The organism is Bacillus timonensis (assembly GCF_000285535.1).
Lineage (GTDB): Bacteria > Bacillota > Bacilli > Bacillales > Bacillaceae_L > Ferdinandcohnia > Ferdinandcohnia timonensis.
Genome location: NZ_HE610987.1, coordinates 279,180 through 290,855 on the forward strand (window position 1 = coordinate 279,180; position 11,676 = coordinate 290,855).

Annotated in this window: 14 protein-coding genes; 3 read left to right on the forward strand and 11 right to left on the reverse strand. The window is 36.7% G+C overall.

Annotated elements, in window-relative coordinates; genetic code table 11:
- Positions 1-68: 68 nt before the first annotated feature.
- Both BTHG_RS15700 and BTHG_RS15705 read right to left on the reverse strand, forming a co-directional pair.
- Positions 69-680, reverse strand: a complete 612-nt coding sequence (locus BTHG_RS15700; protein ID WP_010677684.1) for a YdhK family protein — start codon at positions 678-680, stop codon at positions 69-71.
- 117 nt (positions 681-797) lie between these two features.
- A complete protein-coding gene (locus BTHG_RS15705; protein WP_010677685.1) occupies positions 798-2,081 on the reverse strand; it encodes a VTT domain-containing protein in 1,284 nt (427 codons plus the stop codon).
- Between the two features lie 181 nt (positions 2,082-2,262).
- Between BTHG_RS15705 and BTHG_RS15710 the strand changes: the two genes are divergently transcribed.
- Positions 2,263-2,943 carry a response regulator transcription factor gene (locus tag BTHG_RS15710; protein WP_010677686.1) on the forward strand — a complete coding sequence of 227 codons (681 nt, stop codon included), beginning with the start codon at positions 2,263-2,265 and terminating at the stop codon, positions 2,941-2,943.
- A complete protein-coding gene (locus BTHG_RS15715; protein WP_010677687.1) occupies positions 2,933-4,210 on the forward strand; it encodes a sensor histidine kinase in 1,278 nt (425 codons plus the stop codon). Before BTHG_RS15710 ends, BTHG_RS15715 begins: the two co-directional genes overlap by 11 nt.
- A gap of 13 nt (positions 4,211-4,223) precedes the next feature.
- Here the strand turns inward: BTHG_RS15715 and BTHG_RS15720 are convergent, their stop codons facing one another.
- From BTHG_RS15720 to BTHG_RS15735, 4 genes are read right to left on the reverse strand one after another with little or no spacing between them, the layout of a single operon-like run.
- On the reverse strand, positions 4,224-4,799 hold the full coding sequence (locus tag BTHG_RS15720; RefSeq protein WP_010677688.1) for a ferric reductase-like transmembrane domain-containing protein: 576 nt from the start codon (positions 4,797-4,799) through the stop codon (positions 4,224-4,226).
- Positions 4,789-5,724 (reverse strand): FAD:protein FMN transferase, encoded by a 936-nt coding sequence (locus tag BTHG_RS15725; protein WP_010677689.1) that lies wholly within the window; start codon positions 5,722-5,724, stop codon positions 4,789-4,791. The genes BTHG_RS15720 and BTHG_RS15725 overlap by 11 nt, the downstream gene beginning before the upstream one ends.
- Positions 5,699-5,947, reverse strand: a complete 249-nt coding sequence (locus BTHG_RS15730) for a hypothetical protein (protein ID WP_010677690.1) — start codon at positions 5,945-5,947, stop codon at positions 5,699-5,701. The genes BTHG_RS15725 and BTHG_RS15730 overlap by 26 nt, the downstream gene beginning before the upstream one ends.
- 12 nt (positions 5,948-5,959) lie before the next feature.
- Positions 5,960-6,574 (reverse strand): copper amine oxidase N-terminal domain-containing protein, encoded by a 615-nt coding sequence (locus tag BTHG_RS15735; RefSeq protein ID WP_010677691.1) that lies wholly within the window; start codon positions 6,572-6,574, stop codon positions 5,960-5,962.
- A gap of 163 nt (positions 6,575-6,737) precedes the next feature.
- Between BTHG_RS15735 and BTHG_RS15740 the strand changes: the two genes are divergently transcribed.
- A complete protein-coding gene (locus tag BTHG_RS15740) occupies positions 6,738-7,277 on the forward strand; it encodes a hypothetical protein (RefSeq protein WP_010677692.1) in 540 nt (179 codons plus the stop codon).
- 107 nt (positions 7,278-7,384) lie between these two features.
- Here the strand turns inward: BTHG_RS15740 and BTHG_RS15745 are convergent, their stop codons facing one another.
- The 5 genes from BTHG_RS15745 to BTHG_RS15765 form a co-directional block, all read right to left on the reverse strand.
- Entirely contained in the window at positions 7,385-7,645 is a 261-nt protein-coding gene (locus tag BTHG_RS15745) for a metal-sensitive transcriptional regulator (RefSeq protein ID WP_010677693.1), read from the reverse strand.
- A 201-nt stretch (positions 7,646-7,846) separates the two neighbouring features.
- Entirely contained in the window at positions 7,847-8,143 is a 297-nt protein-coding gene (locus BTHG_RS15750; RefSeq protein WP_010677694.1) for a rhodanese-like domain-containing protein, read from the reverse strand.
- 24 nt (positions 8,144-8,167) lie between these two features.
- Entirely contained in the window at positions 8,168-8,527 is a 360-nt protein-coding gene (locus BTHG_RS15755) for a rhodanese-like domain-containing protein (protein WP_010677695.1), read from the reverse strand.
- Between the two features lie 46 nt (positions 8,528-8,573).
- Entirely contained in the window at positions 8,574-10,268 is a 1,695-nt protein-coding gene (locus tag BTHG_RS15760; RefSeq protein ID WP_010677696.1) for an FAD-dependent oxidoreductase, read from the reverse strand.
- Between the two features lie 178 nt (positions 10,269-10,446).
- A complete protein-coding gene (locus BTHG_RS15765; protein WP_010677697.1) occupies positions 10,447-10,842 on the reverse strand; it encodes a DsrE/DsrF/DrsH-like family protein in 396 nt (131 codons plus the stop codon).
- Positions 10,843-11,676: the final 834 nt, after the last annotated feature.

Genomic DNA, 11,676 nt, shown 5'->3' on the forward strand with positions numbered 1-11,676 from the left:
TTTAAAAAAGTTGACACATATTCGGCCGAGATTGCGCTCCACTCGTTCGGGACTTCATCCTTTAAAAACTATTCAACCGTTGAAAGTTCATCTTCGGTTACCCATTTATGATTTGTGACCTTTTCTCCTGTTTTTGTGTCTGTGAAATCCACCATATATACAGTTGTTTGTTTAGCTGAATCAATCGTTGCTTTTGCACCCTCCATACCTTCCATATGATCAGCATTTAATACAACTTCATCTCCTGGTTTATACGCCTCATCACCTGCATTTTCAATTTCTTCATGAATCACCCATTTGTGGTTTTCCACTGGCTCACCACCGGTTGTTGGAGTATAAGTAACCGAATAAACTGTTGTAGTAAAAGCCCCCGAAATAGTTGCTTCAGCTCCATTCATTCCTGGCATATGATCAGCATGCATAGTTACTTTACTGCCAATTGGATAGGTTGGATTTTCTGCCTCAGCTAGACCTTCTGGAACCTCGCCAGAACCTGAGTGTTGCATGCCAGAATGATCCATATCCTCTTTATTATCAGATTCTTCCTCGTTCATATCCATATTCTCATGAGCGTCTGAATCAGTATCTGCTTTAGGTGTTTTATCATTCCCACCACATGCTGCTAAAATGAATGCCAACAATAAGGAAAACAAGCCTAACATTATTTTTTTGTTTTTCACTATTACCAACCTCTCAAACTTATTTAAGTCGTTATTAAATTATCAATAAAATATGCAGATTTTATGCAAAAACTCTAGGACTTTCTCCGCAATTATTTTACTATCAACACACACTTTTTACCCTCTTGCCATTAATCGCATTAACCGAAGACTTTCCAATAATAGAATATTTATACTGAGCCATACTCCCCCAAAAACGTAGCCCGCAACAATATCACTTGGCAGTTGAATTTTAAAATAGACTCTACTAATTGCCATTAAGATAAAAAGGATAAGAACACCAATAGTTGCTACTGTGTGTACCCGAGCGCTTTTTATGTGGCGTACAAGCATAAATATAAAGAATCCATAAATGACAAACGCCATCAAAGACTGTTCACTGGGAAAGGAATAAGAAATGGGTTCCGTTTGTTTACCATGTAGAGGGGCGATTTGATGAAAAAAACGTCGTAAGATTTCTTCATATAATTCACCCCCTACAAAAATAATCAATAGAAACATACTTTCAAGTAATTTATCTCTCCCTTTCAACAGGATAAAAAGGAATGTAACGATTGCAATCGCGATGAGCACTTTCTGCAATCCGAAATTCAAAAGGAATAGCATAAATGGCTCCCAACTATTATTGAAAATGAGTGATACTAATAAAACTACGATTTCATTGAAATCATTAAACTCATTTGCAAGAAAGTCTTGTATCAAACCAATCATCAATAAAACAAATCCTAAAATAACCACCAGAATTCCTACAATAAATACCCCTGCACGTCTTTGTGTGTGGAACAAATTGATCCACACCATCGTACCTTCTTTGATTTGAACCTTGTATTTTTTTATTACATAAATTACACCTATCAATACTGCAACGATTACACTTGCAATCACTAGATATTTTTTAACAGCCCCGTGAAATTGCTCCCACTGTGGTCCTAATACTTTACCTAAAGTAATAAACACACTTACCCAAATAAACGCTCCTCCATATGCAAAAAGTACATAGCTTCGGAATGGTATTTGTGTAATTCCTGAAAAGTAACCCGTAATGTGACGAACCCCAGGTATGTAATAGGCAATCATTATTACTTTATTTCCATAGGCTGAAAACCACTGTGATACTTTTTTTAGTCTTTCCGGACCTAGATGGAAACGGTGCCCATGTTTTTCAAAAAACGGTGAACCTAATTTAAAACCAATCCAATAAGAAATCGTCATCCCAATCGAACTTCCACTACCCGCAACTAAAATACTCAAAAACCAATTAAGTTGTCCTTGATATACGAGATATCCTGTATAGCCCATTACAACCTCACCAGGTATAGGCAATGCCAAAAGCTCTAATAATAATGCAAAAAATAATACGAAGTAACCATGTTGATCAAGATAAGACGTTATAAAGTCCATTTGTTTTTTTGTCTCCTTTGAAAATAGCTATGAAAGGATTATAGGCACATATCATAGGTTTACCCTTTTTAAATGAAAGTATAGGGATACGTTCACTAAGTGTCTTAGATTTTTCACTTTTTTTTCAGATTCAATTGATATGATTAGAATAAAAGACGTTATCAAAGAAGGTGTAAACTAAATGAATATCTTATTTGCAGAGGATGATGAAAGTTTAGGAAAAATGATTTTTCATTTACTACAGAAGGAATTTCACAGGGTCGATTGGGTAAAAGATGGCCAGAGTGCATATGAATATGCCATGTTGACTGATTATGATGTGATTATTCTGGATTGGATGATGCCAAAATCAAATGGAATTGAAACCTGTGAAAAACTTCGAAAAAAGGGATATAAAGGTGGAATTTTATTTCTGACCGCCAAGGATTCATTGGTTGATGTCGTTACAGGATTAGACTCTGGGGCCGATGATTACCTGATTAAACCGTTTAAATTTGAGGAACTTGCAGCAAGGCTTCGGGCACTTTCTCGCAGGACTGAGAAGCCTTTCGAAGAAATACTATCCGTGGAAGATGTGCAATTGAATCTTAATACGCATGTTGTGCAACGTAATGGACAGGTAATTGAGCTTTCCAAGAAAGAATTTTTACTGCTAGAAATATTACTTCGAAACAAACATCAAATTTTAACAAGAGACATCTTGATTGAAAGAATCTGGGGATTTGACGTGGATATTACAGAAAACGCACTGGATGCATTGGTAAAGCTAGTTCGAAAAAAAGTAGACATACCCGGCAAACCCTCTATCATTAAAAATGTAAGAGGTGTTGGCTATAAATTGAGGGGGAATCATGGAATTTAATCCTGTAAAATCAAAACTCAACCTCATTTATACAGGTTCACTCCTGATTGTTTTACTTATTTTTATCGTAGTGTTATATCTTTTTATTTCTGGAGCGATAAAAAACCAAGAAATTGAACAATTAAATCGTTATTTCGAAAAAGAAAAGCATGATTTTATAGAAGAGATGCATGAACACAGCCATGAGAATGAAAAAGGATATGAACGTGATCACAAACATGAGCGTTTAGAATATCAACCCGAAAAGAATATCTTTTACTATATATTTGATAACAGCACTAATTTAGTAGAAGGAGAAGAGACTGTAGAGGGGTTAGCTCAATATCTCATCAATAAAGATGTTCAATCATTATCTATGAAGGCTACTAAAGAAGTGGAAATAAAGGAGACACACGTGCTTTTCATCCGATATCCCCTTCAGGATAATGATAAAGACCTCGGAAGTGTGATCATCGGTATAGATATTACAGATGAAAAACATTTAATTCAACATATTATTTGGATCCTTTTGTTGCTTACCGTATTGTTCAGTTTACTTTTTGCCTGGGTGGGTAATTTTTTTGCTGGGCAAGCAATGAAACCTATACAGATGGCTTTTCAAACGCAACGAAAGTTTGTCTCAGATGCTTCACATGAACTAAGGACCCCTCTAAGTATTTTTTATAGCTCAATAGATGTTCTTGCCAGAGAGGAACAGGAAAATTTAAGTCCATTTGGCAGAGAGATTTTAGAGGATGTCAAACACGAGTCAGAAATGATGAAAAAACTGCTCAATGATTTATTGTTTTTGGCTAGAAATGACCAGAAGAGTTTTGAATTAGATATAGAAGAGTTGGATCTTTCCCAACTTCTTCACTTGTTAGTCAATCGATTTAGAAGGATTGTCCCATCCAATCTCTCGCTTGAAGATAACATTCAAAATGGTGTTTCAATGAAGGCAGACAAGACTAGAATAGAACAATTGGTTTATATACTATTAGATAATGCGGTTCGATATACAAAGCAAGGCAAGATTAGTTGTTCATTAGCAATACAAGGTTCAGAAATAGTGATGCGGATTAAAGACACTGGACCTGGTATACCTCCGACAGATTTACGTCATATTTTTGACCGTTTTTATCGAGGGGACTCGTCAAGAAATAGAGAAGGATCGGGCCTTGGACTATCCATTGCAAAAGCAATCGTAGATGCCCACAGAGGAAAGATTGAAGTAAAAAGTGAGATGGCGAATGGAACTGAATTTTTCATACGTTTTAATGTCAAATAAACGCCGTTCCGTTTTACGGCGTTTTTTTCAATACCTTTCCTTTTTTGTTACCAGTGGATTCAAGAAGATTTTCCACATAGCGAAAGACTAGTAGGATTATGACCAGAATGGTCCCACCACCATATATAAAAGCAGCCCAAGGTTTGGTAGAATCTGTCCCCATCAGGATTCCATGAAGGACCATGAGACACCATGCTGGTATGACAAGAAAGTGTATTTTTTTCCATAACGAACGTCCCAGTTGTTTCATGAAAAAATCTGAAGTGCCTATGGTCAGTAAAAACAGGTAAAAGGATATCGTACCAAGTCCTGAAATGACTGGGTCATTTTCAGCTGTAAACGGAATTAATATTTCAAAGACAGGATATGGCATATATGAATCTACCAAAAGTAAGGTTGCGTGAAATACAACCGTCAGCATTCCTATCCATCCACTTAGTTTATGCAATTCTAATAATAGCGGCCTTTGCTTTTTAAAAAGATATAGACGATTCATCAAACCGGCTGCAATCGAAAGTGAAAAAAGAAAGTATGCTAGGAAGCCGGATATACGGATTAAACTCCAAGTGGAAAGCCAATCAAAGCTCATTTTTTCTACTTCCCCCAATCTCTATTTTCTGATTCGTTTTAACAAGAATATAACTAAATTTCCGATTGATTTTCGATAAAATTGATTTTACAGATTTCTCATCGTCCATAAATAATAGTTTTGCACTGACTTCGGCATCTAGACAATGTTCTGTCACAACCGTTGCCTGGACGATATCTGATACTGCAGGCATTCCGTTTCTTCCATCCAATATATGATGTTTCTTGGTCCCCCCCTGCATCCAGCTTCTGTAGATGGTATTGGATGTAGCAACGCCTCCATTTCGAATCGAAAAGGAACCGATTTCCTTATCTTCATCAAAAGGGTCCATTATCCCAATTGCCCAAGTTTTATCACCTTTTGACCACATCGACATATCACCACCACCGTCAACAATTCCATAACTGCTGCTTGTGTGAGTTTGCAACCATTTTGATATAGCTTCCACCGCATAGCCTTTTGCAATTCCACCAAAGTCTATTTTTTGATTGGTTTTTTTAATGACCTGACAGCCTTCTTTTAAAAGTAGGGGCTGATATTCGTTTTCATATCTTGGAATTGTCTCTATGTCCTGTGCAATCTCAAACGGAAACGATTGCTTATATCCGTGCACTTCCAGCTGTGTCAATAGATAGGGTGAAAAACGTCCCTCTGTTATTACCCGATATTCCTCCGCCTTTTTTAGAAGATCAAAAAGAATTGGCGAAACAGTAAGGATTGAGTTCCTTTTGGCTTCATTCAAGCGGCTTAATTCATTGTTCCTACGAAATCTTGAAAATTCCCGTTCTATGTAATGGAGAAAGGAAATGATGGTTTCTTTCCAATCCATATTGAAATCATTTGATATTGCAATAGAAAAAGATGTATTCATACTATTTACCTGTAGAGAGTCTATCTCATCATGATCTTCTGGTGGTACGATCACGTTCAACAACCCCTTGATTGTCATTTACTTGAATGGAAAAGTCACTCCAGTCAAGCTGGATTAATTCTTTTTCCCGTTCACTCATAGAATCATTTATCTCCACTGCCATTGCAGTTGAATTCTTTGTATCAGGATAGGAATCATTTATTTGGCCTATGACGAATGCAGAAAATGCAGCCCCTGTGATACCAACAATCCATTTTGCTTTAATGTTCGCTTTCATTAATCATCACCTCTACAAAATTTTTTCTATTTTTATGTTTCCGTTCGCCTCATCCCAGTTCACTCTATAACCGAAGGCATTTGTCATCACCGAAATGGGGAGAAACACAGATTTTTCGAAATACTGAGCCTTTGTTGGCATCGGTGTTTTCACCATATTCTCGTAAACGGCATTGGAACCAGCACGAATAATGAGTTCTACCTGGTCAGTTGAAGCTTCAAGTATTCTACTTTCTTGATAAAATATGTACTTCGCACCTATAAAATCAGCTAATTTTTCACCAGAAATTAGCAATTGTCCATCAAAAGGCACGATATAAAAACTTTCATTTTTTCCATTCATTTCAACCGTGACTTCTTTCGCCTCTTGAAAAGGAAGATTTTCAATTATAGAAGTGCTTGTGTCTCTAGTCCAAATATTCCAATAAGAAGGCAGAAACTGATTTTCCTGAATATAGTTTCGATTTTCGTATTCCCCCTCATCATCATCCTCTTCGTATTTTTCATACCTTTCATGTTTATCATGATCATACTCGTCATCATCATCTGCTTTTGCAATATTGACAGATGGAAAAAGAATCAAGAGGATGAGCACCGATATAATCCACTTACATTTACTTACTTTCACAATTTTCGCCTCCTTTAAATGACATATTAATCCTCATTTCTGAAAAAATAATGAAAGGTAAAAAACATTTTGTACAAAAAACCTCTTTCCGTTTTTCAGATATTTTTCATTTTCCGAAGCTATGCTAGTATCCATAAATCATTCAAGTAAGAAGGCGAATTTTATGAATTACATCAAAATGTTACTAATCCCCTTTTTTATTGTTTTTACACTTAGTTTCTTACTAGTAGGAAACAACATCGTATCGGCAGAACACGATTTTGACGAAACATATGAACACCATGATGACGAGGATGGTATATATGAAGATTTGGGAAAGACCATTGGCTGGGGTACGGTCATTACACTAGGTGCTTCTGGGTTTCTTTTTCCGATTAGACGCTCAATGAAATGGCTAATCACCAATTATCCAAAATCAAAAAAAACGTTTATTTCTACTTCTAAGCTTTTTGGAAAATACCATATCTTAATGGGGATTCTTGCCCTGGCTTTAAGTGTTATTCATGGAATTACCATGTATATAAGTGAAGGGGAATTGGAGGGGGATGGAGTTATAGGGTTGATAGGTGTTATATTAATGATAGTTGCTAGCATTTTTGGTTTGATTTTATCCAAACACAAAAAAGGAAAAGGTTTACGAAATACACATATGGGTTTGATAGCTTTCACACTTCTTGTTGTGTTTGTTCATATCATTTTATAATTGATAACATAAAAATGGCCTCACCCCCAAGCGAAGTAACGCTTGGAGGTAAGGCATAGCCACTAAAAACTGAAATAGTCAAAATAAAAAGACCCTCACAGGTCTTTTTATCTACTTCTTACAAGTAGTTCCACAGCTTCCTTCACTAATGCCTCTGTATTTTCTCCTTTTTCATCTGCATTTCGTACACATGAAACGAGGTTTGAACTTACAATAACACCAATGGTACGATCAATTGCTGTCCTTGCTGCAGACAACTGGGTAATAACATCCTTACAATCTTTATGTTCTTCCATCATTCGTAAAATACCACGTAATTGTCCTTCTATTCGCTTAACCCGATTTTTTGTTTTTTCATCATATTCCATGTAAGTGACCCCTCCCGGTAGGGTTTATCTAACCTTTTTGAATGTACCTGCTTATACTTTTTGTAAACTTCCCATATTATTATAGTAGCAAAAGACCAGATAAAATCAATGTCATCCAAACCCCTACTTAATAGTAAGAAGTCAACACAGACTATTCAACGAAACCTTAACTGCCCTACGTGTAAAATATGTGCCAATAAATTATTCTACTTTACCTTCCCATGCGAGCATTCCGCCCTCCATGTTAATCACCTTGAAACCTTGATCTTCAAGGAACTGAGAAGCTCTTCCGCTTCTACCACCAGAACGACAAACCATTACATATTCCTTTGATTTATCTAGTTCATGCATTCGGAATTCGATTAACCCTAATGGGATATTCACTGCTCCAGGAATCTTACCTGCTGCCACTTCATCTACTTCACGGACATCGATGATATTTAATGTTTTACCTTCATTTAATAAAGTTTCAACTTCTTTTGCAGTTAGTTTTTCCATGCTCTTTCCTCCTACGTGTTTTGCTTATCTCCAGGCACTTACTCCGCCTTTTACATTGGTAATATTCTTAAAGCCCATTTTCTTTAGAAGTTTACTTGCTTTTTGACTTCTCATGCCACTTTGGCAAATGACAACTACCTCTTTTTCCTTCGATAGTTCATTTGCTTTTTGAGAAAGCTGATGAAGTGGCATATTTTTGAATCCATTAATATGGAATCCCTTGTACTCTCCAGGAGTACGAACATCAATAAATTGTTTTTCCTTGTTGTTTAATTCATTCTTTAGTTCGGAAGTGGTAATATTTCGAACTCCCTTTGTTGGAACAAAGCGTTGTACAATGAAAATAACAATAAGTGCAATGAGGATATAATTGATATAATCCACTTTTTTTAGCCTCCTACTTTTTAGCAAATCAAGGTATACTTTTACGTTATTTAAAATTATATTCGGTCACTATTTTTTCTCTACCTGTAACGAAGTCAGTAAAGTATTCATAAAGGTTTACACCTAAATATGAGCCTGAAATATTGTACACATTTTCATATCCTAAATGTGTCAATGCCATCACCATATTATAACTTCTTTGACCTGAGCGACAGTGGATGTATACAGGTTTATCTTGTGGAATTTCATCAAGCCTATTTCTAAATTCACTTAATGGGATGTTGATTGCATTTTTAAAATGCCCTGACTCATATTCCCCTTTTTCACGAGCATCGATAATGAATGCATCGTTTTCTACTAATTCTCGAACGTGAGAAACTTTTACTTCTTTATATCTGCCTTGAAGTAGGTTTAATCCTACTAAAGCTGCATGATTAACGACATCTTTAGCTGTTCCTAGCATTGGGGAGTAAGTCAGTTCAAGGTCTTTTAAATCTTCCAATGTGCCATTCATCGTAATCATCGTTGCAATGACATCAATACGCTTATCTACGTTTCCTTTTCCAATTGCTTGCGCACCTAAAATTCGACCTGTTGGGTATTCATAAATCAATTTAAAGTGCATCGGATTACTATTTGGCATAAGTCCTACTTTATCTCCAGGCATTAAATATACATAATCGTGTTTGATTCCTGCCTGTTCCGCAACTCTCGCATTTAGGCCAGTCGAAGCTGCATTGAGATCAAATAGATGGATAGACGATGAGCCAATTACACCCATATTTCTACTTGGAATTCCATACATATGGTCAGCTGCCGCTCTTGCTTGCTTTTGGGCAGGGCCTGCTAATGCAAGTCTTGTAGGCTTGTGTAACAATCGATGGTATACTTCAATGGCATCCCCTACCGCATAAATATCTTTGTCACTTGTTACATAATTGTGATCCACTTTAATAGCACCCGTTTCACCTATTTCAAGACCAGCTTCTTTTGCCAAACTAGTTTCAGGCCTTACTCCAATAGCCAACACAACGGCCTGTGCCTCCACTTTTTTACCAGAATTCGTTGTGATGAAACCATCACCGATTTGAGCTAATCCATCATCAAGAACAAGATTAACACCGTGATCCATCATTTCTTTATGAAGGATTTGTGCCATATCATAATCAAAAGGTGCCATGACTTGATTTGCAAACTCAACTAAGTTTACATGATAGTTAGCTAACTTCAGGTTTTCCGCAACCTCTACTCCAATAAAGCCGCCACCAATAACAGCTATATCTTGAATCCCGTTATGCGTAAGGTATGAATTAATTCTTTCAATATCCACTACATTTCGTACGGTAAAAACATTGGAATTGTTAATCCCCTCTATGTTTGGACGAATAGGTTTCGCGCCAGGGGAAAGTACTAATTTATCATATTGTTCTTCGTATGTTTTATCAGTAGACAAATCTCTTACAGTTATCGTTTTTTTGTCACGGTTAATTCTAATGACCTCTTGATGGACCCTAGCCTCGATATTGTAACGGTTTTTAAACATTTCAGGAGACATTAACACGAGTTTCTCACTATTTTCGACAATACCACTTAAGTGATAGGGTAATGAACAGTTTGAAAAAGAAACATGAGGACCCTTTTCAAACATGATCACCTCTGCACTTTCATCTAATCTTCTAACCCTCGCAGCAACAGAAGCCCCACCAGCTACACCACCAACAATTAATACTCTTTTTGACATAGATATTATCCCTCCGTGTTTAATTTACTATCTATATCTTACCTGAAATCCCTGTGATTATTTAGTTGAAGAATGAAGAATGGAACCTCCACCCTCACTTACCCCCACAGGTATAAGCAACACTTTATTTTTTGCAGTGAGGAATGCCTCACTGCAATTAGCAAACAAACTATAATAATTAGAAAGTTAGTGTTGGAGTTGCATCTTTTGCATATTCTAGGAACGTTACTGCTCCTCCAACATCAATACCATCAACGAAATCTTCTTTAGTAAGTCCCATCACATCCATTGTCATTTGGCAAGCAATAAACTTCACACCTAATTCTTGTGCCATTTCAACTAATTCAGGAATACTTGGTACATTCGCTTTGGCAAAACCTTCAGCAAAATGTTCCTTGCCAGCCGGCATTTCCAATGCATGCATTCCTTGTTTATGGATAAGGTTTAAACCTTCAAACGTGAAGAAGATCGCAACCTCCTTATCAGAAGCCGCTGCTGCTGTTGCGATATTAAATACCTTATAAGCATCAAACATTCCACCGTTTGCTGCGATAATTGCTACTTTATTTGACATATTATATTCCTCCATTTGATTATCTTTATTTTATATCAGTTCCACACGGTCCAACCTGGTAGAACCTCATATAATTAATAGATTCTATTTACCTACATGGGTATCTTTTGCATTGTGTATTTATTTACCTACATGGGTATCTTTTGCTTTGTGTAGATTATATACCCGGCTACTTTATTACATTATGGTATTGCATCAAACAATACCTATTAGGGTATATTTTAAACTAAAAATTTTTATTTCGTAGTAAAAATCACTACACGAGTTATCATATACCCCCACGGGTAAATTGTCAACTGATTTTATATAATAACTTTCATATACTGGTTTCTTAAAGATTGAGCCTCAGTTCATCGCAAATTTCCTCTTTCTACAGGCTATGAAGAGGATTACAGGCTTCAATTCCTCCCGCTTTCCTCTTCATCTAGGCTTTGAAGAGGATTACAAGCTTATGTTCGTCCAGTTTTCCTCTTCATCCAGGCTTTGAAGAGGATTACAAGCTTATGTTCGTCCCGCTTTCCTCTTCATTTAGGCTATGAAGAGGATTACAGGCTTCAATTCCTCCCGCTTTCCTCTTCATCTAGGCTTTGAAGAGGATTACAAGCTTATGTTCCTCCCGCTTTCCTCTTCATCTAGGCTTTGAAGAGGATTACAAGCTTATGTTCGTCCAGTTTTCCTCTTCATCTAGGCTTTGAAGAGGATTACAAGCTTTTGTTCATCGCGCTTTCCTCTTCATCCAGGCTATGAAGAGGATTACTGGCTTCAATTCGTCCCACTTTCCTCTTCATCCAGGCTTTGAAGAGGATTACAGGCTCCAATTCGTCCCGCTTTCCT

Excerpts from the sequence above, each read along its gene's own strand:
- BTHG_RS15705 (WP_010677685.1), bottom strand. The coding sequence starts at position 2,081 with ATGGACTTTATAACGTCTTATCTTGATCAACATGGTTACTTCGTATTA.
- BTHG_RS15745 (WP_010677693.1), bottom strand. The coding sequence starts at position 7,645 with ATGGAATATGATGAAAAAACAAAAAATCGGGTTAAGCGAATAGAAGGA.
- BTHG_RS15765 (WP_010677697.1), bottom strand. The coding sequence starts at position 10,842 with ATGTCAAATAAAGTAGCAATTATCGCAGCAAACGGTGGAATGTTTGAT.
- BTHG_RS15715 (WP_010677687.1), top strand. The coding sequence starts at position 2,933 with ATGGAATTTAATCCTGTAAAATCAAAACTCAACCTCATTTATACAGGT.
- BTHG_RS15710 (WP_010677686.1), top strand. The coding sequence starts at position 2,263 with ATGAATATCTTATTTGCAGAGGATGATGAAAGTTTAGGAAAAATGATT.
- BTHG_RS15760 (WP_010677696.1), bottom strand. The coding sequence starts at position 10,268 with ATGTCAAAAAGAGTATTAATTGTTGGTGGTGTAGCTGGTGGGGCTTCT.
- BTHG_RS15750 (WP_010677694.1), bottom strand. The coding sequence starts at position 8,143 with ATGGAAAAACTAACTGCAAAAGAAGTTGAAACTTTATTAAATGAAGGT.
- BTHG_RS15740 (WP_010677692.1), top strand. The coding sequence starts at position 6,738 with ATGAATTACATCAAAATGTTACTAATCCCCTTTTTTATTGTTTTTACA.
- BTHG_RS15730 (WP_010677690.1), bottom strand. The coding sequence starts at position 5,947 with ATGAAAGCGAACATTAAAGCAAAATGGATTGTTGGTATCACAGGGGCT.
- BTHG_RS15720 (WP_010677688.1), bottom strand. The coding sequence starts at position 4,799 with ATGAGCTTTGATTGGCTTTCCACTTGGAGTTTAATCCGTATATCCGGC.